The following is a 25,337-nucleotide window of genomic DNA, read 5'->3' as shown; positions in this document are numbered from 1 at the left end:
GTCACGGCCAGCAGCGAGTGGCCGCCCAGTTCGAAGAAGTTGTCGTGGCGGCCTACCTGCTCCACGCCCAGCAGCTCGCCCCAGATACGCGCCAACAGCTGCTCGGTGTCGCCTTGCGGCGCCTCGTAGACGCGCGCCGGCAGGTCCGGCTGCGGCAGTGCCTTGCGGTCGAGCTTGCCGTTGGGGGTCAGCGGCAAGGCGTCGAGGGCCATGAACAGCGCCGGTACCATGTACTCGGGCAGTTGCCCCAGCAGCGCCTCGCGCAGAACCTCGGCGGGCGGCGCGGCGCCGGTGACATAGGCCACCAGGCGCGGGCCGGTCGGTTGGGCGTCGTGCACCAGCACCACGGCTTCGCGCACCCCGGGTACCCGGGCAAGGCAGGCCTCGATCTCGCCCGGCTCGATGCGCAGGCCGCGCAGCTTGATCTGGTGGTCGGTGCGGCCAAGGAACTCGAGGCTGCCGTCAGGGCGCTGGCGTACCCGATCGCCGCTGCGGTACAGCCGCTCGCCGTCGGCGAACGGGCTGGCGATGAAGCGTTCGGCCTGTTGCTCCGGCAACCCCAGGTAGCCACGCGCCACCCCGGCGCCGCCGATATGCAGCTGACCGGCAACGCCCAACGGCACGGGTTGGTCGTGGCCGTCGAGCACGTACAGGCGGGTGTTGTCGATCGGCCGGCCAATCGGCATTGCGCCCGATGTCAACGGATCCTGCGGGTGCAAGGTGCAGACGCTGCAATCGACCGTGGTTTCGGTCGGCCCATAGACGTTGTGCAGCCTTGCCCGTGGCAGGCGCTCGCGCACCTGGTGCACCAGGGCCTCGGTCAACTCGCCGCCACCGCAGACGATATCGGTGAGGCTGGCGCAGGCCGCGCTGGCCTCGTGCTCGAGGAACTGCTGCAGCAACGCCGGCACGAACTGCACCACGCCGACCTGTTGCTGGTGGATCAGCTCGGCCAGGTACTGCGGGTCGCGCTGACCGTCCGGCTTGGCCAGCACCAGGCGCACGCCGCTGCACAGCGGCCAGAACAGCTCCCACACCGAGGCGTCGAAGCTCACCGGGGTCTTGTGCAGTAAAGCGCCCTCGCCCGGGAACAGCCCGGCGCTCCAGTGCACCAGGTTGACCACGTTGCGGTGCTCGACCATCACCCCCTTGGGCAGCCCGGTGGAGCCGGAGGTGTAGATCACATAGGCCAGGTTGGCGGCGGCCAGGCCCGGCACCTGCGGGTTGTGCTCCGGCTCACGGATCGAGTCCGCCAGGTCGAGATCGACCTGGGTCAGTGGCAGATCCCCCATCAGCGCCCGGGTGGCCGCCTGCACCAGGACCGCCCGTGGCTGGCTGTCGACCAGCATGTGGCGGATCCGTTCGACCGGATAGTCAGGGTCCAGTGGCACATAGGCGCCACTGGCCTTGAGGATGGCCAGCAGGCCGACCACCAGCGACAGACCGCGCTCGACACAGATCGCCACCCGGTCGTCGGGCCGCACGCCCAGCGCGATCAGGTGATGGGCCAGGCGGTTGGCCTGGGCGTTGAGCTGCTCGTAGCTGAGTTCACCCTGTTCGGCGCTGAGCGCAACAGCCTCGGGCGTGCGCAAGGCCTGGGCCTCGAACAGGTCCTGGAGGGTCCGGTTCAGGTCGTGGGGCTGCGCCGTGCGGTTGAAGTCGTGCACCAGCAGGTCGTGCTCCTCGGCCGACAGCACCGGCAGTTGCAGCAGCGCTTGCCGTGGCTGATGGGCCAAGGCCTCGGCCATGGCCTCCAGCACCCGCCGCATCTGCTCGCAGACACGCGCCGCGCCGACCGCCGCCGGCGCCAGGGCAACCAGACGGAAGCGTTCGCCGATATCGTCCACGCTCAGGCTCAGCGGGTAGTTGCTGCGCTCGTTGCTGTCCAGGGTCTCGATGCCTTGCAGGGCCTGGCGCTGGTCCTCGTCCGCCTGGCTGCCGTGGCGGTAGTTGAGCATGGCGCTGAACAGCGGCGCCGGGGCCGGCACGCCGCTGCAACGCTGGGCCAGGGCCAGTGAGGCATGCTCGTGGGCGAGCAAGGCGCTCAAGCGCTGCTGGGTCTGGCGCACGGCGTCCTGCAGGTTGATGCCTGCAAGGTCCAGGCGCAGCGGCAAGGTGTTGATGAACATGCCCAGCGCCTGGTCCGCTCCCGCGCCGCCTTCCAGACGACCGAGCAGCACGGTGCCGAATACCACGCTGTCACGGTCGCTGGCGGCGGCCAGCAGGCGGGCGTAGGCCAGGTGGAACAGGCTGGCGACGCTGATGCCCAGCTGCCGTGCCTGCTGGCGCAGACCGGTAGCCAGGGGTTCGTCCAGCCATAGCTGGGCCTCTTCGATGCCGAGGCCGTCGACCTGCACGTCGCCCAGGCCGAACGGCAGGGTCGGCTCGTCGATATCGCCCAACTGCTCGCGGAAGAACGCCTCGTGCTCGGCCTGGCTGACGCCCAGCCGCGCCTGGGCCACGTAGTTGCGGTACGGCGCGCCCTGTTCGGCGGGCACCGGCGCGCCTTGCAGATAGCTGACCAGTTCCCGGCCGAGCACATCCAGCGCGGTATGGTCGAGGACGATATGGTGGAACTGCAGCACAGCCTGCCTTCCGGCGCCCTGCGCGTCCGGCCAGTGGTACAGGCGCACCAGTGGCGCCCGGTCGAGGGCCAGGGCATGAGGCACCGCAGCCTCGTCGGCCACCTCGAACAGCGCCAGCTCAGCCTGGCGCCAGACTACCTGCAATGCCTGCGGCAGGCCGTCCCACAGCACTGACGTACGCAGCACGTCATGACGGGCGATGACCTTGCCCAGGGCATCGACGAAGGCGTGCAGCCGGTCACGGCTGGCGAAGGCCATGCGCGATTGCAGCACATAGGGATCGTGCTCCGGCGAGCTGAGGTGGTGGTAGAGAATGCCCTCCTGCAACGGCGCCAGCGGGTAGATATCCTGCACGTTGGCCGCGCCACCCGACACCGTGGCGACGATGCGCTCGATGGCGGCAGGTTCTAGGTCCACCAGCGGCAGCATGTCCGGGGTGATCCGGGTGCAGCCGGCCGGAATCCGGTTGGCCGGGACCTCGACCTGGCGACCATGGCCCAGGGTTGCCGCCAGCGCCGCTACCGTCGGCTGGCCGAACAGGGTGCGCACGTCGGCCTGCAGGCCGGCCTGGCGCAGGCGCGCGGTGAGGCTCACCGCCAGCAGCGAGTGGCCGCCGAGCTCGAAGAAGTTGTCATGGCGACCAACCTGTTCGATACCCAGGACCTCGGCCCAGGTCGCGGCCATGGCCACCTCGGTGGCGCCGATTGGCGCAACGTAGGCCTGGCGCACCAGGGCCGAGGGGTCCGGATCCGGCAGCGCCTTGCGGTCCAGCTTGCCGTGGCTGGTCAGTGGCAGTTCCTCCAGACGCATGAAGGCTTGCGGTACCAAGTGACCCGGAAGGCTGACTTGCAGACCTTGGCGCAAGGTGTCGAGATCGACCACGGCGGTTTCGGTGAACCAGGCCAGCAGACGCTCGTCACGCACCAGCACCACCGCGTCCGTAATGCCCGGCTGGGCCTTCAGCGCGGCCTCAATCTCGCCCAGCTCGACCCGTACGCCACGGATCTTCACCTGGTCGTCATTGCGGCCCTGGTAGTCCAGCGTGCCATCGACATTCCAGCGCACCAGATCGCCCGTGCGGTACATCCGGCCGCCGTTGAACGGATCGTCGAGGAAACGCTCGGCAGTCAGTTCAGGGCGTTTGAAGTAACCTCGGGCGACCTGCGCACCACCGATGTACAGCTCGCCGGTCACCCCCACTGGTACGGGCTGACGCTGCTCGTCCAGCACATAGACGCGGGTGTTGGCGGTCGGCTTGCCGATATGCAGCGCACCGCCCGGTTGCAGTTGCCCCGACGTCGCCACCACGGTGGTCTCGGTCGGGCCATAGTTGTTGACCAGCGCGAAGCCCGGATCGCGGTCGAACTGGCGCAGGCGATCACCGCCGACCAGCAGCGTGCGCAGGGTCGGGTGCTGGCGTTCGCGACGCAGCGCCTGCTCGGCGACCGGCGTCGGCAGGAAGCTGACCTGTAGCGGCTGCTCCAGCCACCAATCCAGCAGTTCATCGACATGCTCGCCGCCGATGGACGCCGGCGGCAGGTGCAGCACTGCTCCGGTGCACAGCGCCGGCCAGGCTTCCCAGGCCATGGCATCGAAGCCGAAGCCCGCGACGCAGGAGGTGTGGCTGCCCTCATCCAACTCGAAGGCCTGGCAATGCCAGTGGATCAGGTTGGCCAGGGTGCGGTGCTCGACCATCACCCCCTTGGGCTGGCCGGTGGAACCGGAGGTGTAGATGACATAAGCCAGCTGATTCTCGTCCAGCCCTGCAACCACAGGATTGCTGGCCGCGTGGTCGAGCCAGCCATCGCCATCCAGCATGACTTTGGCTGCATCGCCGACCAACGCTTCGGTGGCCGATTCGACCAGCACCAGCGCTGGCGCACTGTCGCTGAGCAGGTAGGCAATCCGCTGCTCCGGATAACCCGGATCGACCGGCACATACGCCGCCCCGGCCTTGAGCACGGCCAGCATCGCCACCAACCGTTGCGGGCCACGTTCCAGACACAGCGCCACGCGGTCGCCCAGGACCACGCCACGCTCGATCAGATGATGAGCCAGGCGGTTGGCGCGCTCATTGAGTTCTCCATAGCTCAGACTCAGCTCGCCCTGTACTACGGCCAATGCTTCGGGCGACTGGGCCTCGACCAGTGCGTGCACGGTCTGCCCTTGGGGATAATCCACGGCCGTGGCATTGAAACCTTCTAGCACCTGGCGTCGCTGCATGCCGTCGAGGATGGGCAGCCTGTCGACCTGCGCCGCGCCACCTTGCTCCAACGCCTGGATCAACTGGCTCACGGCAGCGGTCATCCAACCTGCGACCCGCTCGGCACCGATCCCCAGCTGGGCCAGTACGCTCAGGCTGAAACCTTCCCCGTGGTCGTCCACGCTCAGGGTCAGCGGGTAGTTGCTGCGCTCTTCACCGCCGAGCTGATGCATGCCCTGGAAGCTTGCGACATCCACACCGGCCGTATCCGTCGGGCTATGGCGGTAGTTGAGCAAGGCACTGAACAGCGGCGCCGAGGCCGGCACGCCGCTGCAACGCTGGGCCAGTGCCAACGACGCATGCTCATGCCCAAGCAACGCCGACAGCCGCTGGTGGGTGGCCTGCACCGCATCGCGGGCGCCCTTGGCGGTGTCGATGCGCAGCGGCAAGGTGTTGATGAACACCCCCAGCGCCCGGTCGGCGCCGTCACCGCCTTGCAGGCGGCCCATCAGCACGGTGCCGAACACCACGTCACCGCGCCCCGCCAGCACACCCACCACGCGGGCCCAGGCCAGGTGCATCAGGCTCGCGGCGCTGACCCCGAGCGCCCTTGCCTGCTCGCGCACCCGGCGCGACAAGGCCGGATCCAGCGGCAGGCGCGACTCCTCGATATCACGCCCGTCGCCCTGCACATCGGCCAGCCCCATGGGCAGGGTCGGCTCGTCGACATCGCCGAGCATGTCGCGGAAGAACGCCTCGTGCCCCGCCTCGGCGGCGCCCAGGCGTACCTGGGCCACGTAGGTGCGGTACGGCACGGGCGCGCTCAACAGGTGCCGGCGACCGGAGAGGATCGCCTGCAGTTCGTGGACGATCACCTCCATCGCCGTGTGATCCAGGGCCAGGTGGTGGAAGTGTAAAACGGCCACCACCCGTTGCAGGGCCGGGTCCAGGGCGTAGGTCAGGCGCAGCAGCGGCGCCTGGGTCAGGTCCAGGCGTTGCAGGCGGGCATCGAAGTGCGCGTGCAGCCGCTCGATCACCGCCTCTTCGCCCAGGCCGGTGACCTCGCTGACCGCCAGGCGAGCCTGGCGCCAGACCACCTGCACCGGCTCGCCCAGCCCCTCCCAGACCACCGAAGTGCGCAGGATGTCGTGGCGGTCGATGACCTGTTGCAAGGCCTCGGCACAGGCCTGCAACCGATCCAGGCTGTCGAAGGCCAGACGGGTCTGCAGCAGGTAAGGATCGCCCTGCTCAGCACTGAGGTGGTGGTAGAGAATACCTTCCTGCAACGGCGCCAGCGGGTAGATTTCCTGCACGTTGGCCGCACCACCCGGCACGCTGGCGACGATACGGTCGATGCTGCCCTGGTCCAGGTCGATCAGGCTGAGCATGTTTGGCGTGATGTGCTTCGCATCACTTGGGACTCGATTGGCTGGCACCTCGATTTCACGTCCCGACCCCACAGCCGCCGCCAACGCGGCCAGGGTCGGCTGGACGAACAGCACGCGTACGTCGGCATCCAGCCCGGCCTTGCGCATGCGCTCGATCAGGCTCACCGCGAGCAGCGAATGGCCGCCCAGTTCGAAGAAGTGGTCATGGCGACCAACCTGCTCGACCTTGAGCACCTCGGCCCAGATCGCGGCCAGCGCGGTTTCGATTTCACCTTGCGGCGTCTCGAAGGCACGGCTGACCAACGCGTCGCTGCCCGGCTGCGGCAAGGCACGGCGGTCGAGCTTGCCGTTGGCGGTCAGCGGCAGCGCGTCCAGTTGTACATAGGCCGACGGCAACATGTAGTCCGGCAGTTGGCCTTGCAGTTGCTGGTGCAGTTCAGCGATTGCCTGATGGCCAGTGAAATAGGCCACCAGGCGCTTATCGCCCGGCACATCCTCGCGCACGATCACGGCGGCGTCGCGTACACCCGGGCACTCGCCCAGGCGTGCCTCGATCTCGCCCAGCTCGATACGGAAGCCCCGCAGCTTGACCTGCTGGTCGGCGCGTCCCAGGTAACGCAGGGTACCGTCGGCCTGCCAGCTCACCAGGTCGCCGCTGCGGTACATCGTGCCGCCGTTGAACGGATCCGGCAGGAAGCGCTCAGCGGTCAGCTCCGGCTGGCCCAGATACCCCATGGCCACGCCGTCACCGGCGATATACAACTCGCCCACCGCTCCCACCGGCAGCAATTGCTGGCGGGCATCGAGCACATAGCAGCGGCTGTTGCCGATCGGCTTGCCAATCGGGATGCTGCCCTCGCCCACCTCGGTGATTTCGTGGGTGGTGCTGAAGGTGGTGGCTTCGGTCGGGCCGTAGCCATTGAGCAGGTGTTGCGGCGCGCCATCGCGCAGTACCCGGGCAATCACCGCCGGGTCCAGCACATCGCCACCGACCATCAGGTAGCGCAGGCCACGGAACACCGGCAGCAAATCGTCGGCAAACTGGTGGAACAGGCCGGCGGTGAGCCACAGCACGGTGACGCCCTGCTCCAGCAGGACTTCGCGCAGGCCCTGGCGCGACAGCACCGTGTCCTGGTCGACCACCACCACCGCGCCGCCGTTGAGCAGTGGCGCCCAGACTTCCAGGGTGCTGGCGTCGAACGCCGGGTTGGAAGCAAAGGCCACGCGGTCCTGGCGGTTGAAATCGGCAAAGCCGTTGTTGATCACCAGGCGCACGATGGCCCGGTGCGGCACCTGCACGCCCTTCGGCGTGCCGGTGGAGCCGGAGGTGTACATGATGTACGCCGCGCTGCCGGCGTCCACCGCCAGGCCCAACGGCGCATCGGCATAACCGCTCAGGTCGAGGCGGTCGAGTTCGACTCGGCGTGCGCCGTCCACCTGGGGCTGGTCGCTGTGGGTCAGCACCAACCGCGCCTGGCTGTCGGCCACCATGAACGCCTGACGCTCGACCGGCGCATTGCCGTCCAGCGGCACGAACACCGCCGCGCACTTGCTCACGGCCAGCTGGGCCGCCAGCAGATCGAACGAGCGAGGCAACAGCAAGGCCACGCGGTCACCCGCCTGTACCCCCTGCTCCAGCAGGTACCCGGCCAGCCGGCTGGCCTGCCGGTCGAGCGCCTGGTAGCTCCAGCGCCGCGTGCCATGGGCCACCGCCAGTGCATCCGGGCTGGCCATGGCCTGCGCCTCGAACAGGGCATGCACGGGCAGGTCGCGGGGATAGTCGCGACGGGTCGCGTTGAACTGCCGCGCCACGCGCTCGCGCTCGACGTCCGGCAAGGCGTTGATACGGTTCAACGGCGCCGCCGGCGTGTCCGCCAGGGTATCGGCCAACCGCGCCAGGGCCGTCTGCAGCAGCTGGCAGACCAGTACCCCATCCACTTGCGGCACCGCCTGCACGGTCAGGATGAAACCGTCACCCAAATCGTCGACGCTGACCACCAGCGGGTAGTTGCTGCGCTCATGGGCGGCCAGCAGTTCGATGCCCTGCCAGGCCTGTGCGCGCTGCGCCCCGGAGACCGCGCTATGGCGGTAGTTGAGCAGGCTGGTGAACAGCGCCTGGGAGGCCGGCACGCCGCTGCAGCGCTGGGCCAGGGCCAGGGAGGCCTGCTCGTGGGCCAGCAGGCGCGCCAGGCGCTGGTGAGTCAGGCGCACGCCGTCGACCACATCCATCTCCCCCACACTGACCCGCAACGGCAAGGTGTTGATGAACATGCCCAGCGCCCGCTCGGCGCCCTCGCCGCCCTGCAGGCGGCCGAGCAGCACGGTGCCGAACACCACGTCCTCGCGGCCGGACAGCTGCGCCAGCACCTGCCCCCAGGCCTGGTGCACCAGGCTGGCGACGCTGATGCCCAGCAACCGTGCCTGCTGACGCAGGCGCAGGGCCAGTGGCTCGTCCAGGCGCTCACGGTGGTCGAGCACGTGGCTGCCATCGCCCAGCGCCCCGCGCAGGCCGAACACTTCGGTCGGCTCGTCAATATCGCCCAGCAGTTCGCGAAACAGCGCCTCCTGCGCCTGGCTGTCGTCACGCAGGCGCGCCTGGGCCACATAGTTGCGGTACGGCACGCTGTCGCCCTCGGGCATGCGCCCCAGCAGCGCATCGCCGACCTCGGCCACCAGCAGTTCCATGGCGGCGTGGTCGAGGAGGATATGGTGCAGCAGCAGGGTCGCCTGCAAGCGGCCCTGTTGCACATGGCTGCTCAGGTGCATCAACGGTGCGCGGCCCAGGTCCAGGCGCGGGCTGTCCAGTGCCGGCTCAAGGTCCAGGCGCGCCTCGCGCCAGACCACCTGCACCGCTTCCTCGAGCCCCTGCCAGTGCACGCTGGTGCGCAGGATGTCGTGGCGGGCGATGACCTGGTTCAGCGCCGCGACGAAGGCTTCCAGCTCGGCCTCGCCGGCAAAGGCGAACTTCAGTTGCAGTACGTAGGGGTCGACCTCGGCACTGGCCAGGTGGTGGTAGAGAATGCCCTGCTGCAACGGCGCCAGGGCGTACAGGTCCTGGATATTGGCCGCACCGCCGGGAATCCTCTGCACCAGGCTGTCGAGCGCGGCCTGTTCCAGGCGCGCCAGCGGCAACATGTCGGGGGTGATGCGTGTGCAGCCCGCCGGGATACGGTTGGCCGGCACTTCCAGCGTCGCCTCGCCGCCCACCGCCGCCGCCAGCGCGGCCAGGCTCGGCTGGCCGAACAGTACCCGTACATCCGCCGCCAGGCCGGCCTGGCGCATGCGCGCGGTCAGGGTCACGGCCAGCAGCGAGTGGCCGCCGAGCTCGAAGAAGTTGTCATGGCGACCGACCTTAGCCACACCCAGCAGTTCGCTCCACAGCTGCGCCAGCAGGGTCTCGACTTCGCCTTGCGGCGCCTCATAGGCCTGCTGCGTGGTTTCCGGCTGCGGCAGCGCCTTGCGATCGAGCTTGCCGTTGGGGCTCAGCGGCAGCGCGTCGAGGTGGGTGAACGAAGCCGGCACCATGAACTCCGGCAACTGGCCCAGCAGCGCAGGGCGCAGCGTGTCCGGCGCCTGCCGGGCGCCGGTGTAGTACGCCACCAGGCGCTGCTCGCGGGCCAGCACCACCGCCTCCTTGACCCCTTCGATACGGGTCAGGCAGGCCTGGATCTCGCCCAGTTCGATGCGCAGGCCACGAATCTTCACCTGATCGTCGTTGCGCCCGAGGTATTCCAGGTTGCCATCGGCCAGGTAGCGGGCCAGGTCGCCGGTGCGGTACATCCGGCCACCGGCCCTGAGCGAGAACGGATCATCGAGGAAGCGTTCAGCGGTCAGTTGCTCGCGGTTGAGATAGCCGCGGGCCACCTGCATGCCACCGATATACAGCTCGCCGGCCACACCCACCGGTACCGGCTGGCCCTGGGCGTCCAGCACGTACAGCGCGGTATTGGCGATCGGCTTGCCGATCGGCGTGCTGTCCGGTGCCGTCACGCAGTGCCAGGCACTGACATCCACCGCCGCCTCGGTCGGACCGTACAGGTTGTGCAGCTCGACCGTCGGCAGTTGTGCATGGAAACGCCGTACCAGGCTGCCGGGCAAGGCTTCGCCGCTGCACAGCACGCGCTTGAGCTGGTGCGCCAGGACTTCGCCATGGGCGAGGAACACATCAAGCATCGACGGCACGAAGTGCAAGGTGCTGACCTGCTCTTCACGGATGACCGCGCGCAGGTACTCGGGGTCGCGGTGTCCGCCGGGGCGCGCCATCACCAGGCGGGCGCCGGTCTGCAGCGGCCAGAGGAACTCCCACACCGACACGTCGAAGCTGAACGGGGTCTTCTGCAGCACCACGTCACCAGCCCCCAGTTGGTAGGCGTCCTGCATCCACAGCAGGCGGTTGACCACCCCGGCGTGCTCGTTCATCACGCCCTTGGGCAGGCCGGTGGAGCCGGAGGTGTAGATCACATAGGCCAGGTGGCGCGGGGTCAGCCCGGGCACCTGTGGGGCATGCGCCGGCTGTGCCTGCCAGGTCGGTCGGTCGAGGTCGATCAGCGTCGCCGGGCTCGCCTGCGGCACGTCGCGGGTGGCACCGTGCACCAGCACCGCCAGCGGCGCGCTGTCATCGAGCATGTGGCGGATGCGCTCGGCCGGGTAGTCCGGGTCGACCGGCACGTAGGCGCCACCGGCCTTGAGGATGGCCAGCAGGCCGACCACCATCGACAGGCCGCGCTCGAGGCAGAGCGCCACGCGCGCGTCGGGTTTTACCCCCAGCGCAATCAGGTGATGGGCCAGGCGGTTGGCCTGCTCGTCGAGCTGGCGATAGGTCAGCTCGCCTTCCTCCGCCCTCACCGCCACAGCGGTCGGGGTGCGTCGAACCTGAGCCTCGATCATGCCGTGCAGGGTCTGCTCCAGGTCGTACGCCACCGCCGTGTCGTTGAACTCGACCAGCACCTGGCGCCGCTCCTCGGCACTCAGCACCGGCAAGCGGTTCAGCGCCTGCTGCGGATGCTGCTCAAGCGCCAGCAGCAGGCCATCGAGCACCTGCAGCATCTGTGCGCAGATGCGCTGCGCGCCCACCTGGGCCGACACCTGCACGCCCAGGCGCAGGCCATCGCCGAAGTCATCGACGTTGAGGCTCAGCGGGTAGTTGGTACGCCCTTCGCTGCCCAGGGTCTCGATCCCCTCCCAGGCCTGTGGCTGCGGCGCGGCGCGGGTGCTCTGCCGGTAGTTGAGCATGGCGCTGAACAGCGGCAGCGGCGCGGCCACCTGGCTGCAGCGCTGGGCCAGGGCCAGCGAGGCGTGCTCGTGGACCAGCAGCGCCGACAGCTCGCGGTGGGTGGCCAGCACGCCGTCGCGCACGCCCAGCCCATCCAGCTCGACCCGCAACGGCAGGGTGTTGATGAACATGCCCAGGGCCCGCTCGCTGCCCTCGCCGCCCTGCAGGCGGCCCAGCAGCACGGTGCCGAAGACCACGCAGTCCTTGCCGCAGGCCACCGCCAGCAGACGCGCCCAGGCCAGGTGCACCAGGCTTGCGGCACTCACGCCCAGTTGGCGGGCCTGGTCGCGCAGGCGACCATAGCGAAGGCCGTCGAATTCCACCTCGGCCTCATCGAGGGCCTGACCTTCGCCCTGCACCTCGCGCAGGCCGAACGGCAGGCTTGGCTCGTCGATACCACCCAGGCGGGCGCGGAAGAACGCCTCGTGCTCGGCTTCGCTGACGCCCAGGCGCGCCTGTGCCACATAGTTGCGGTACGGCACCGAGGCCGACAACGGCTCGGTCTGCCCCAGCAGGTAGCCGCGCAGTTCGGCCTGCACCGCCTGCATGGCGATATGGTCGAGCACGATATGGTGGAACTGCAGCACCGCCTCGACCCGCTGGCTACCCGGCTCGGTGCGGTGCAGCAGGCGGATCAGTGGCGCCTGGCCAAGGTCCAGACGCGCCAGGTGGGCATCGTCGAGCGGCGCCAGTTGCAGCGGCGCCTGGCGCCAGACCACCTGTACCGGCTGCGGCAGGCCATCCCAGAGCACTGCGGTACGCAGGATGTCGTGCCGGGCGATGACCTGTTCCAGGGCCTGTGCGAACACCCGCAGCCGCGCCGGGCTGTCGAAGCGCAGCCGTGCCCGCAGGGCGTAGGGATCGACGCCCACGGCGCTGAGGTGCAGATAGAGGATGCCCTCCTGCAACGGCGCCAGGGGGTAGATATCCTGAACATTGGTCGCACCGCCCGGCACCGCGGCGACGATGCGCTCAATGGCGGCCGGTTCCAGGTCGACCAGCGGCAGCATGTCCGGGGTGATAAGGGTGCAGCCCGCCGGAATCCGGTTGGCCGGCACCACCACCGCGCCGCCCTGGCCCAGGGTAGCCGCCAGCGCGGCCACGCTCGGCTGGCCGAACAGGGTGCGTACATCCACCTGCAGGCCGGCCTGGCGCAGGCGCGCGGTGAGGGTCACGGCCAGCAGCGAGTGACCGCCCAGTTCGAAGAAGTTGTCGTGCCGCCCTACCCGCTCCACGCCCAGCAGTTGCGACCAGATCTCGGCCAGCAGCACCTCGGTCTCGCCTTGTGGCACCTCGTACTGGCGCGCCTGCACGTCCGGCAGCGGTAGCGCCTGGCGGTCGAGCTTGCCATTGGGGGTCAGCGGCCAGCTGTCGAGGTGGACGAACAGCGCCGGCACCATGTACTCCGGCAACCGCGCCAGCAATGCCTGGCGCAGCGCGTCGGCAGGCTGCGGCTCGCCGCGGTGGTAGGCGACCAGGCGATCACCGCCGTGTGGATGCCGGTGGACCAGCACCAGGGCCTCGCGCACGCCGGCCACGCGGTTCAGGCAGGCCTCGATCTCGCCCGGTTCGATGCGCAGGCCGCGCAGCTTGATCTGGTGGTCGGTACGACCAAGGAACGTCAGGCTGCCGTCGGCGGCCTGACGTACCCGATCGCCGCTGCGGTACAGGCGCTCACCCTCGACGAACGGGCTGGCGATGAAGCGTTCGGCCTGTTGCTCCGGCAACCCCAGGTAGCCACGCGCCACCCCGGCGCCGCCGATATGCAGCTGGCCGGCGACGCCCCAGGGTACCGGCTGGTCGTGGGCATCGAGGACGTACAGACGGGTGTTGTCGATGGGTTGGCCGATCGGCAACGCGCCGGGTGGAATCGGCTGTCCGGGCTCCAGGGTCCAGGCGCTGCAGTCGACCGTGGTCTCGGTGGGGCCGTAGACGTTGTGCAGGCGCACCTGCGGCAGGCGCTGGCGAACCTGCCGGGCCAGGACCTCGGTCAGCTCGCCACCGCCGCAGACGATATCGCTGAGGCTGGCGCAGGCGGCACTGTCGTCCTGGTCGAGGAACTGCTGCAACAGCGCGGGCACGAATTGCACCACGCCGACCTGCTGCTGGCGAATCAGCCCGGCCAGGTACTGCGGGTCGCGCTGGCCATCCGGCTTGGCCAGCACCAGGCGCAGCCCGCTGCACAACGGCCAGAACAGCTCCCACACCGAGGCGTCGAAGCTCACCGGGGTCTTGTGCAACACTGCGCCGCCGGCCGGGAACCGGCGGGCACTCCAGTGCACCAGGTTGGCCAGGTTGCGGTGCTCGACCATCACCCCCTTGGGCAGGCCGGTGGAACCTGAAGTGTAGATCACATAGGCCAGGTGCGCGCCGTTCAGCCCAGGTACCCGTGGGTCGCTGTCCGGTTGCTCGGCCCAGCACGGTTGATCGAGATCGACCTGCGGCACCGCCGCTTCGCCGACCAGCGTCCGCGTGCCTTGTTGCACCAGCAGCGCTCGCGGCTGACTGTCGGCGAGCATGTGGCCGATACGTTCTGCCGGGTAGTCCGGGTCCAGCGGCACATAGGCACCGCCGGCCTTGAGGATCGCCAGCAGGCCGACCACCAGCGGCAGGCCGCGCTCGACACAGATTGCCACCCGGTCGTCGGGCCGCACGCCCAGTGCGATCAGGTGGTGGGCCAGGCGATTGGCCTCGGCGTTGAGCTGGCGATAGCTGAGTTGTCCGTCGTCAGACTGCACGGCGATCGCCTCGGGATCGCGCGCCACCTGCTGCTCGAACAACGCCTGGACAGGCTGTTCGAGATTGCCGGCCTGGGCCGTGGCGTTGCAGGTCTGCAACAGATGCTCACGCTCATCGTCCGGCAATACCGGCAGCGCCAGCAGCGCTTGCCGTGGCTGAGCCTCCAGACCTTCCACCATGCCCTGCAGCACCTGCCGCAACTGCCCGCAGACCCGCTGGGCGCCGACGCTCGCCGGGGTCATTGCCACTAGGCGGAAGTCTTCCCCCATGTCGTCCACGCTCAGGCTCAGCGGGTAGTTGCTGCGCTCCTGGCCATCGAGGAACTCGATGCCCTGCCATTCCAGGCGCCGGGCCTCGCTCGCCGCCTGGCCATGGCGGTAGTTGAGCATGGCGCTGAACAGCGGCGCCGGGGCCGGCACGCCACTGCAACGCTGGGCCAGGGCCAGCGACGCATGCTCGTGCACCAGCAAGGCGCTCAGGCGCTGCTGGGTCTGACGCACGGCGTCCTGCAGGTCGATGCCTGCAAGGTCCAGGCGCAGCGGCAAGGTATTGATGAACATGCCCAAGGCCCGCTCGGCGCCCTCGCCGGCTTCCAGGCGGCCCAGCAGCACGGTGCCGAACACCACCCGGTCGGTGCCGCTGACGGCAGCCAGCAGGCGGGCGAAGGCCAGGTGGAACAAGCTGGCGGGGCTGGTGCCCAGCTGCCGGGCCTGTTGCCGCAAACGCGCGGCCAGGGTCTGGTCCAGCCAGAGGTGGGCTTCCTCGATGGCCTGGCCGTCGCCCTGCACATCACTCAGGCCGTAGGGCAGCGTCGGCTCGTCGATATCGCCCAGCTGGGCGCGGAAGAACGTCTCATGCTCGGCCTGGCTGACGCCCAGGCGCGCCTGGGCCACGTAGTTGCGGTAAGGCACCGGGGCCTGCACTGGCACGGCGCTGCCCTGCAGGTAGCCGAGCAGCTGCGCGCCGATGATCTCCAGGGCGGTGTGGTCGAGAACGATATGGTGGAACTGCAGCAGTGCCTCGATGCGCTGGCTGCCGGCCTCATCGCAATACAGCAGGCGGATCAGCGGCGCCCGGGCCAGGTCGAGGCGTTGCAGGTCGTGGCCGTCGAGCGGCGCGACCAGCAGTGGCGCCTCGCGCCAGACCACCTGCAGCGGTTGCTCCAGGCCTTCCCAGAGCACGGCGGTGCGCAGCACGTCGTGACGGCTGATGGCCTGGCGCAAGGCCTTGGCGAACGCCTCCAGGCGCGCCGGGCTGTCGAACGCCATGCGCGACTGCAGCACATAGGGATCGTGCTCCGGCGAGCTGAGGTGGTGGTAGAGGATGCCCTCCTGCAACGGCGCCAGCGGGTAGATATCCTGCACGTTGGCCGCGCCGCCTGGCACCGTGGCGACAATGCGTTCGATGGCAGCAGGGTCAAGGTCCACCAGTGGCAGCATGTCCGGAGTGATATGGGTGCAGCCGAAGGGGATCCGGTTGGCCGGGACCTCGACCTGGCGGCCGTGGCCCAGGGTCGCCGCCAGTGCCGCCACGGTCGGCTGGCCGAACAACGTGCGCACGTCAGCCTGCAAACCGGCCTGGCGCAGGCGCGCGGTGAGGCTCACCGCCAGCAGCGAGTGACCGCCCAGTTCGAAGAAGTTGTCGTGGCGACCGACCTGCGCAACGCCCAGCACCTCGGCCCAGAGTGCCGCGATGGTGGTTTCCACGGGGCCTTGCGGCATGGCGTAGGCCTGGCCGGTGAGCATGGCCGGTTCCGGCAAGGCCTTGCGGTCCAGCTTGCCGTGGCTGGTCAGTGGCAACTCGTCCAGGCGGATAAAGGCTTGCGGTATCAAATGGCCCGGAAGGCTGGTTTGCAAGCCTTGGCGCAAGATGTCTAGATCGACCATGGCGGTTTCGGTGAACCAGGCCAGCAGACGCTCGTCACGCACCAGCACCACGGCATCCGCGATACCCGGCTGCGCCTTCAGCGCGGCTTCGATCTCGCCCAACTCGACCCGCACGCCACGGATCTTCACCTGGTCGTCATTGCGACCCTGGTAGTCCAGCGTGCCATCGGCATTCCAGCGCACCAGATCGCCCGTGCGGTACATCCGCCCGCCGTTGAACGGATCGTCGAGGAAGCGCTCGGCGGTCAGTTCAGGCCGGTTGAGGTAGCCTCTGGCGACCTGAGCGCCGCCGATGTACAGCTCGCCGGTCACTCCCACCGGCACGGGCTGACGCTGCTCGTCCAGCACATAGACGCGGGTGTTGGCGGTCGGCTTGCCGATATGCAGCGCACCGCCCGGTTGCAGTTGCCCCGACGTCGCCACCACGGTGCTCTCGGTCGGGCCATAGTTGTTGACCAGCGCGAAGCCCGGATCGCGGTCGAACTGGCGCAGGCGATCACCGCCGACCAGCAGCGTGCGCAGGGTCGGGTGCTGGCGTTCGCGACGCAGCGCCTGCTCGGCGACCGGCGTCGGCAGGAAGCTGACCTGTAGCGGCTGCTCCAGCCACCAATCCAGCAGTTCATCGACATGCTCGCCGCCGATGGACGCCGGCGGCAGGTGCAGCACCGCCCCGGTGCTCAGTGCCGGCCAGGCTTCCCAGGCCATGGCATCGAAGCCGAAGCCGGCGACGCTGGAGGTGTGGCTGCCCTCGCCCAACTCGAAGGCCTGGCAATGCCAGTGGATCAGGTTGGCCAGGGTGCGGTGCTCGACCATCACCCCCTTGGGCTGGCCGGTGGAACCGGAGGTGTAGATCACATAGGCCAGCTGATTCTGGTCCAGCCCTGCAACCACAGGGTTGCTGGCCGCGTGGCCGAGCCAGTCATCGCCATCCAGCATGACTTTGGCTGCATCGCCGACCAACGCTTCGGTGGCCGATTCGACCAGCACCAACGCCGGAGCACTGTCGCTGAGCAGATAGGCAATCCGCTGCGCCGGATAACCCGGATCGATCGGCACATACGCCGCCCCGGCCTTGAGCACGGCCAGCATCGCCACCAACCGTTGCGGGCCACGTTCCAGACATAGCGCCACGCGGTCGCCCAGGACCACGCCACGCTCGATCAGATGATGAGCCAGGCGGTTGGCACGCTCGTTGAGTTCGCCGTAGCTCAGACTCAGCTCACCCTGTACAACGGCCAATGCTTCGGGCGATTGAGCCTCGACCAGCGCGTGCACGGTCTGCCCTTGCGGATAGGCCTCGGCTGTGGCGTTGAAGTCCTCCAGCACCTGACGCGATGCGTCGTCATCCAACATCGGCAGGTCATCCAGCATTTGCCCCGGGCTCTGTTCCAGAGCCTGCAACAGCTGGCCGAGGGTGTTTACCATCCAGCCGCCGATCTGCGCCGCCGGCAGCCCTTCGGCGGCCAGCACGCTCAGGCTGAAGCCCTCGCCCAGGTCGTCGACGCTCAGGGTCAGCGGGTAGTTGCTGCGCTCCTCCCCCCCCAGCAGGCGCACGCCCTGCCAGATGCCTTCGCCATCGCGGGCGACGCCCTCGGCGCTGTGGCGGTAGTTGAGCAAAGCGCTGAACAATGGCGCAGAAGCGGCGACGCCACTGCAACGCTGGGCCAGCGCCAAGGGCGCGTGCTCGTGACCGAGCAGGGCCGACAGCCGCTGGTGGGTGACACGCAGCGCCTGGTCAACCGGCAACGCGGTGTCCACCCGCAATGGCAGAGTGTTGATGAACATGCCCAGCGCCCGATCGGCGCCCTCGCCCGCTTGCAGGCGGCCCATCAGCACGGTGCCAAACACCACGTCGCGACGCCCCGCCAGCACGCCCACCACACGGGCCCAGGCCAGGTGCACCAGGCTGGCGGCGCTGACGCCGCGCTGCCGCGCCTGCTCGCGCAGACCATGGGCCAGGGTGGCCGGCAACATCAGGGCAGCATGTTCGACGCGCCCGCCATCGCCCTGCACATCGGCCAGGCCATACGGCAGGGTCGGCTCGTCGATATCACCCAGTTGCGCGCGGAAGAACGCCTCGTGGCCAGCCTGATCGTCGCCCAGGCAGACCTGGGCAACATAATTGCGATACGGCACCGCCGCAGGCAGCGTGACACCACGCCCGTCCAGCAGCGCCTGCATCTCCTCGCCGACCACGGCCATGGCGGCGTGGTCGAGGGTCAGGTGGTGGAACTGCAACAGGGCTACCCACTCGCCCTGGCGCGGATCCTCGGCATAGACCAGGCGCAGCAAGGGCGCCCGGGTCAGGTCCAGGCGTTGCTGGCGGGCATCGAAACGGGCCTGCAGTTGCTCGATTACTGCCTTTTCGCCCAGCCCGGTGACTTCGCTGACCGCCAGGCGGGCCTCGCGCCAGACCACCTGCACTGGCTCGCCCAACCCCTCCCAGACCACCGAGGTGCGCAGGATGTCGTGGCGGTCGATGACCTGTTGCAAGGCCGCAGCCCAGGCCCGCAAACGCTCGATGCTGTCGAAGGCCAGGCGTGACTGCAAAAGGTACGGGTCGCCCTGCTCGGCACTGAGGTGGTGATAGAGAATGCCTTCCTGCAAGGGCGCCAGCGGGTAGATTTCCTGCACGTTGCCCGCGCCACCCGGCACGCTGGCGACGATACGGTCGATGCTGCCCTGGTCCAGCTCGATCAGGCTGAGCATGTCCGGCGTGATCTGCGTCGCGCCTTGCGGCACACGGTTCTCGGGCACTGCCACTTCACGTCCGGAGCCCACCGCGGCCGCCAGCGCGGCCAGGGTCGGCTGGGCAAACAGCACGCGCACGTCGGCATCCAGCCCGGCCTTGCGCATGCGCTCGATCAGGCTCACCGCCAGCAGCGAGTGGCCGCCCAGCTCGAAGAAGTGGTCATGGCGGCCGATTTGTTCGACCTTGAGCACCTCGGCCCAGATCGCGGCCAGCGCGGTTTCGATCTCACCTTGCGGCGCCTCGAAGGCACGGCTGACCAACGCGTCGCTGCCCGGCTGCGGCAAGGCACGGCGGTCGAGCTTGCCGTTGGCAGTCAGCGGCAGCGCGTCCAGGCGCACGTAAGCCGACGGCAGCATGTAGTCCGGCAGCACGCCTTGCAGACGCTCATGCAGCTCGCCGATGGTCGGCGCCTGGCCGGTGAAGTACGCCACCAGGCGCTTATCGCCCGGCACATCCTCGCGCACGATCACGGCGGCATCGCGTACACCCGGGCACTCGCCCAGGCGTGCCTCGATCTCGCCCAGCTCGATACGGAAGCCCCGCAGCTTGACCTGCTGGTCGGCGCGTCCCAGGTAACGCAGGGTACCGTCGGCCTGCCAGCTCACCAGGTCGCCGCTGCGGTACATCGTGCCGCCGTTGAACGGATCGGGCAGGAAGCGCTCAGCGGTCAGCTCCGGCTGGCCCAGGTAGCCCAGGGCCACGCCGTCACCGGCGATATACAACTCGCCCACCACTCCCACCGGCAGCAATTGCTGGCGAGCATCGAGCACATAGCAGCGGCTGTTGCCGATCGGCTTGCCAATCGGGATGCTGCCCTCGCCCACCTCGGTGATGTCGTGGGTGGTGCTGAAGGTGGTGGCCTCGGTCGGGCCGTAGCCATTGAGCAGGTGTTGCGGCGCGCCTTCGCGCAGTACCCGGGTAATCACCGTCGGGTCCAGCACATCGCCACCGACCATCAGGTAGCGCAGGCCACGGAACGCCGGCAGCAAATCGTCGGCAAACTGGTGGAACAGGCCGGCGGTGAGCCACAGCACGGTGACGCCCTGCTCCAGCAGGACTTCGCGCAGGCCCTGGCGCGACAGCACCGTGTCCTGGTCGACCACCACCACCGCGCCGCCGTTGAGCAGTGGCGCCCAGACTTCCAAGGTGCTGGCGTCGAACGCTGGGTTGGAGGCGAAGGCCACCCGGTCCTGGCTGTTGAAATCGGCGAAACCGTTGTTGATCACCAAGCGCACGATGGCCCGGTGCGGGACCTGCACGCCTTTCGGTGTACCGGTGGAGCCAGAGGTGTACATGATGTACGCCGCGCTGCCGGCGTCCACCGCCAGGCCCAACGGCGCATCCGCGTAGCCGCTCAGGTCGAGGCGGTCGAGTTCGACCCGGCGCGCCCCCTCCACTTGCGGCTGGTCGCTGTGGGTCAGCAGCAACCGCGCCTGGCTGTCGGCCACCATGAACGCCTGACGCTCGACGGGCGCATTACCGTCCAGCGGCACGAACACCGCCGCGCACTTGCTCACGGCCAGCTGGGCCGCCAGCAGATCGAACGAGCGAGGCAGCAGCAAGGCCACGCGGTCACCGGCCCGAACGCCCTGTTCAAGCAGGTAATAGGCCAGACGATTGGCCTGGGACTCAAGCTGGGCAAAAGTCCATCGACGCTGACCATGGACTGCCGCCAGTGCATCCGGTGAATTCACGGCCTGGGCTTCGAACAACCGGTGCACGGCCAGGTCACGCGGGTAGTCCCGTGCCGTGCCGTTGAACTGCTGCACCACGCGCTCACGCTCCGCCTCCGGCAAGCGATGCAGGCTGTGCAAGGCGCTCATCGGCGCCTGTTCCAGCGCCGTGACCAGTTGCAGCAGCGCCATGCGCAGCAGCTGGCAGACCCGGCCACCGTCCACTGGCGCCACGACCTGCACCGTCAACCTGAAGTCATTACCGTAATCGTCGACGCTGACCACCAGCGGATAATTGCTGCGTTCCTGCGCGGTCAGCAGCTCGATCCCGGCCCAAGCCGGCCCCTGGGCGGGTTGGCCGGCACTGTGGCGATAGTTCAACAAGCTGGTGAACAGCGCCTGGGACGCCGGCACGCCACTGCAACGCTGGGCCAGGGCCAGGGACGCCTGTTCGTGGGCCAGCAGGCGTGCCAGGCGTTGATGGGTCAGACGCACGCCATCGGCGACGCCCGCAGCCCCCACGCTGACCCTCAGCGGCAAGGTATTGATGAACATGCCCAGCGCCCGGTCGGCGCCCTCGCCGCCCTGCAGGCGACCGAGCAGCACGGTGCCGAATACCACTTCCTCGCGGCCAGACAACTGCGCCAGCACCTGGCCCCAGGCCTGGTGCACCAGGCTGGCCACGCTGATCCCCAGCGTCCTCGCCTGGCCACGCAGGCGTGCGCCCAGTTCCGGTTCCAACGACTGACGGGTTTCACCGACCTGGCGAGTATCAACCTCGGCCTCACGCAATCCGAACACCTCGGTCGGCGCGTCGATATCGCCCAGCAGCTCGCGGAACAGCGCCTCGTCGGCCCGCGGATCGGCGCCCAGGCGCGCCTGGGCTACATAGTTGCGGTACGGCACGCTGTCCGGCAGCGCCGTCTGCCCTTGCAGCAAGGTACCGATCTCGGCCACCAGCTGCTCCACGGCAGTGTGGTCGAGGAGGATATGGTGCAGCAGCAGGGTCGCCTCCAGGCGCCCGGCCTGGACCTGGCTGCTCAGGCGCAACAGTGGCGCCTGCCCCAGATCGAGCCGCAGTGTCTCCAGCGCCGGGCTTGGCACCAGCGGCGCCTCGCGCCAGACCACCTGCACCGCCTCGTCGAGGCCCTTCCAGTGCAGGCTGGTGCGCAGGATGTCGTGACGGACGATGACCTGGTTCAGTGCCGCGACGAACGCATCCAGCTCGGCTTGCCCGGCAAAGGCGAAACGCGCCTGCACCACATAGGGGTCGGCGCCTTCACTGGCCAGGTGATGGTAGAGGATGCCCTGCTGCAACGGCGCCAGGCCGTAGATATCCTGGACATTGGCCAGGCCACCGGGGATCTGCCGCACCAGCGCATCGATGGCGTCCTGGTCGAGGCTGGCCAGGGGCAGCATATCCGGGGTGATCCGCGTGCAATCGGCGGGGATGCGGTTGGCCGGCACGGCGACGGCCGCATGCCCGCCCACCGATGCGGCCAGCGCTGCCAGGGTAGGCTGGCTGAACAGCACCCGCACATCGGCTTGCAGCGCCTGCTGGCGCATGCGTTCGACCAGACGCACCGCCAGCAGCGAGTGACCGCCCAACTCGAAGAAGTTGTCGTCTCGGCCTACCGCCTCGACCCCGAGCAGGTCAGTCCAGATCGCCGCCAGGGCGGTCTCGACCGGCCCCTCGGGTGCCTGGTACTGCCGCGTCGGTGCCTCGGGCGCCGGCAGGGCCTTGCGGTCGACCTTGCCGTTCGGTGTCAACGGCATGGCCTCAAGGTGGATGAACAGTGCCGGCACCATGTACTCGGGCAATTGCCCCAGCAGATGCTCACGCAGCTCTTGCGCGACCTGGGCCTGACCGCTGTGGTAGGCCACCAGGCGTGGGCCGCTGTGCGGGTGCTGGTGAACCAGCACCAGCGCCTCGCGCACGCCAGGCAGACGGTTCAGGCAGGCCTCGATCTCGCCCGGCTCGATACGCAGGCCGCGCAGCTTGACCTGATGGTCGTTACGGCCAATGAACGCCAAGTTCCCGTCCGCGCGCTGACGCACCAGGTCACCGCTGCGGTACAGGCGCTCGCCCTCTACGAACGGACTGTCGATAAAGCGCTCGGCCTGCTGCCCGGCCAGCCCCAGATAGCCCCGCGCCACCCCCGCGCCACCGATGTGCAAGTGCCCGGCCACGCCCCACGGCAGTGGCTGATCGGCGTCGTCGAGGACGTACAGGCGGGTATTGTCGATGGGTCGGCCGATCGGCAGCGCGCCGTGGGGCACAGGTTGTCCGGGCTCCAGGGTGAAGACGGTGCAGTCGACCGTGGTTTCGGTGGGTCCGTAGACGTTGTGCAGGCGCACCTGCGGCAGTCGCTCGCGCACCTGGCGCGCCAGGGACTCGGTCAGCTCGCCGCCACCGCAAACGATATCGGTCAGGCTCGTGCACTGCGCGCTGCGCGCCTGCTCGACGAACTGCTGCAACAGCGCCGGCACGAACTGCACCACGCTGACCTGCCGTTCGATGATCTCCCGTGCGACATAATCCGCGTCGCGCTGGCCGTCCGCTCGCGCCAGCACCAGGCGCAACCCGCTGCCCAGCGGCCAGAACAGCTCCCACACCGAGGCGTCGAAACTGATCGGCGTCTTGTGCAGCAGCGCGCCGTCAGCGCTGGTCGGGCACAGCCCGGCGGCCCAGCGCACCAGGTTGACCACGCTGCGGTGCTCGACCATCACCCCCTTGGGCGTGCCGGTGGAGCCAGAGGTGTAGATCACATAGGCCAGGTGCCGTGGGGTGAGCCCGGCCACCCGTGGGCGGGTGGCCGGCAAGGCTTCCCAGGTCGGCTGGTCGAGGTCGACCTGCGGTACCGCCACCTCGCCCGCTACCTCGCGGGTAGCGCTGTGGACCAGCACCGCCAGCGGCGCGCTGTCTTCGAGCATATGACGGATGCGCCCGGCCGGGTAACCCGGATCGAGCGGCACGTAGGCGCCACCCGCCTTGAGGATGGCCAGCAGGCCGACCACCATCGACACGCCGCGCTCGATGCAGATCGCCACCCGGTCGTCAGGTTTTACCCCAAGTTCGATCAGGTGATGGGCCAGGCGGTTGGCCTGCTCGTCGAGTTGGCGATAGCTCAGTCGCTCGCCATCGGCCTCCAGCGCAACGGCGCTGGGGCGCGCCTGCGCCTGGTGTTCGAACAGGGCGTGCAGCGGCAGGTCCAGGTCATGGTCGACCGCCGTGTCATTGCAGTCCACCAGCAGGTGATGGCGTTCCTCGACCGTCAGCACCGGCAGGTCCAGCAAAGGCCGCTCGGGCTGCTGCTCGAGCGCCTCCACCAGCCCTTCGAAGACTTGCCGCAACTGCCCGCATACGCGCTCGGCGCCCCACTCGGCGAGCGCCTGGACCGTCAGGCGCAGGTCCTCGCCCAGGTCGTCGACGGCCAGGCTCAAAGGGTAGTTGGTGCGTTCCTCGGCCCCCACCACATCGATGCCCGGCGCCACCGCGATCACCTCGGCCGCATCGCCCGCGGCACTGTGGCGGTAGTTGAGCATGCTGTTGAACAGCGGCGTCGGTGCCAGCACGCCGCTGCAGCGCTGGGCCAGGGCCAGGGGCGCCTGCTCATGGCCGAGCAACGCCGTCAGTTGCCGATGGGTGACCAACAGCGCCTCACGCACGCCCTGCCCGCGCAGGTCGACGCGCAGCGGCAAGGTGTTGATGAACATCCCCAGGGCCTGTTCAGCGCCCTCACCCGCCGCCATGCGCCCGAGCAGCACACTGCCGAACACCACCGACTCACGTCCAGACAACGCCCCCAGCAGGCGCGCCAGCCCCAGGTGCATGATGCTGGCCGGGCTCACCCCGAGCAGCCTGGCCTGGGCCCGTAGGCGCTGGCTGAAGCCGGAAGCCAGGGTCAGCCTGGCTTCCTCCATGGCCTGGCCGGCCACCTCCTGGACGCCAAAGGCCAGGGTCGGCTCGTCGATATCGGCGAGCATGGCGCCGAAGAAGGCCTCATGGGCCTGTTCATCCTGGGCCTGCCGACTTCTGGCCAGCAGGTCGCGGAACGGCACCGGGGCCGGCAGTCGCTCGCCCTCACCCGCCAGGTAGGCCTGGATCTCGCGGCGTACGATATCCAGCCCGGTGTGATCCATGACGGTGTGATGGAACAGCAGCAAGGCCAGAACCTCGCCGTCGCGGGCCTGGGCATGCACCAGGCGCAACAGCGGCGCCTGGCCCAGGTCCATGCGATAGCGGTGGGTGTCGAAGCGCTCGCGCAACTGTCCCAGCGCATCCCCGTCGTCGTTCAGCTCGACGGCCTCGCAGACCAGCGGCGCCTTGCGCCACACCACCTGCAGCGGCTGGTCGAGGTATTCCCAGGCCAGCGCCGTGCGCAGGATGTCGTGGCGCTGGATCACCCAGTCGAGGGCCTCGGCGAACGCCTGCAGGCGTACAGGGCTGGCAAAGCGCAACTGCGCCTGCAACACGTAGGGGTCGCCCTCGGCCGCCGTGAGGTGGTGGTAGAGCATGCCCTCCTGCAGCGGTGCCAGCGGGTAGATGTCCTGCAGGTTGGCCGCGCCGCCGGGCAAGGTGGCGACGATGCGGTCGATGGCCGCCTGGTCGAGGCCGGCCAGGGGCAGCATGTCGGGGGTGATGCGCAACGCCGGGCTCAACCAGCCATGATCCAGGCCGGCGAGCATCTCCAGCAGTGCCGGCTTGTGGGCCGCCAATGCATCCCACAGGGCGTCATCGAGGGTGTCTTCATCGCCTTCGACGATCAGGTCGGCCTCCTCGCGCTGGAGTCGGATCGCACGGGTGGAGAGCGCTGCCATGAGTTCGTTGAAGAGCAT

Annotated in this window: 1 protein-coding gene (only partly in view); it reads right to left on the bottom strand. The window is 68.9% G+C overall.

Features of this window, described 5'->3' with window-relative positions:
* Window positions 1–25,337, bottom strand: partial view of a non-ribosomal peptide synthase/polyketide synthase gene (locus tag PRtIB026_RS14110; RefSeq protein WP_267812209.1) — the 5' portion only. Its footprint begins 115 nt before the window's first position; the window shows 25,337 of its 25,452 coding nt (coding positions 1–25,337); the start codon lies at window positions 25,335–25,337; its stop codon lies off the left edge, out of view.

It is taken from the genome of Pseudomonas sp. RtIB026, from assembly GCF_016861355.2.
GTDB lineage: Bacteria > Pseudomonadota > Gammaproteobacteria > Pseudomonadales > Pseudomonadaceae > Aquipseudomonas > Aquipseudomonas peradeniyensis.
Note: the sequence above shows the minus strand (reverse complement) of the source record. Positions and strands in the feature narration are given on the sequence as shown.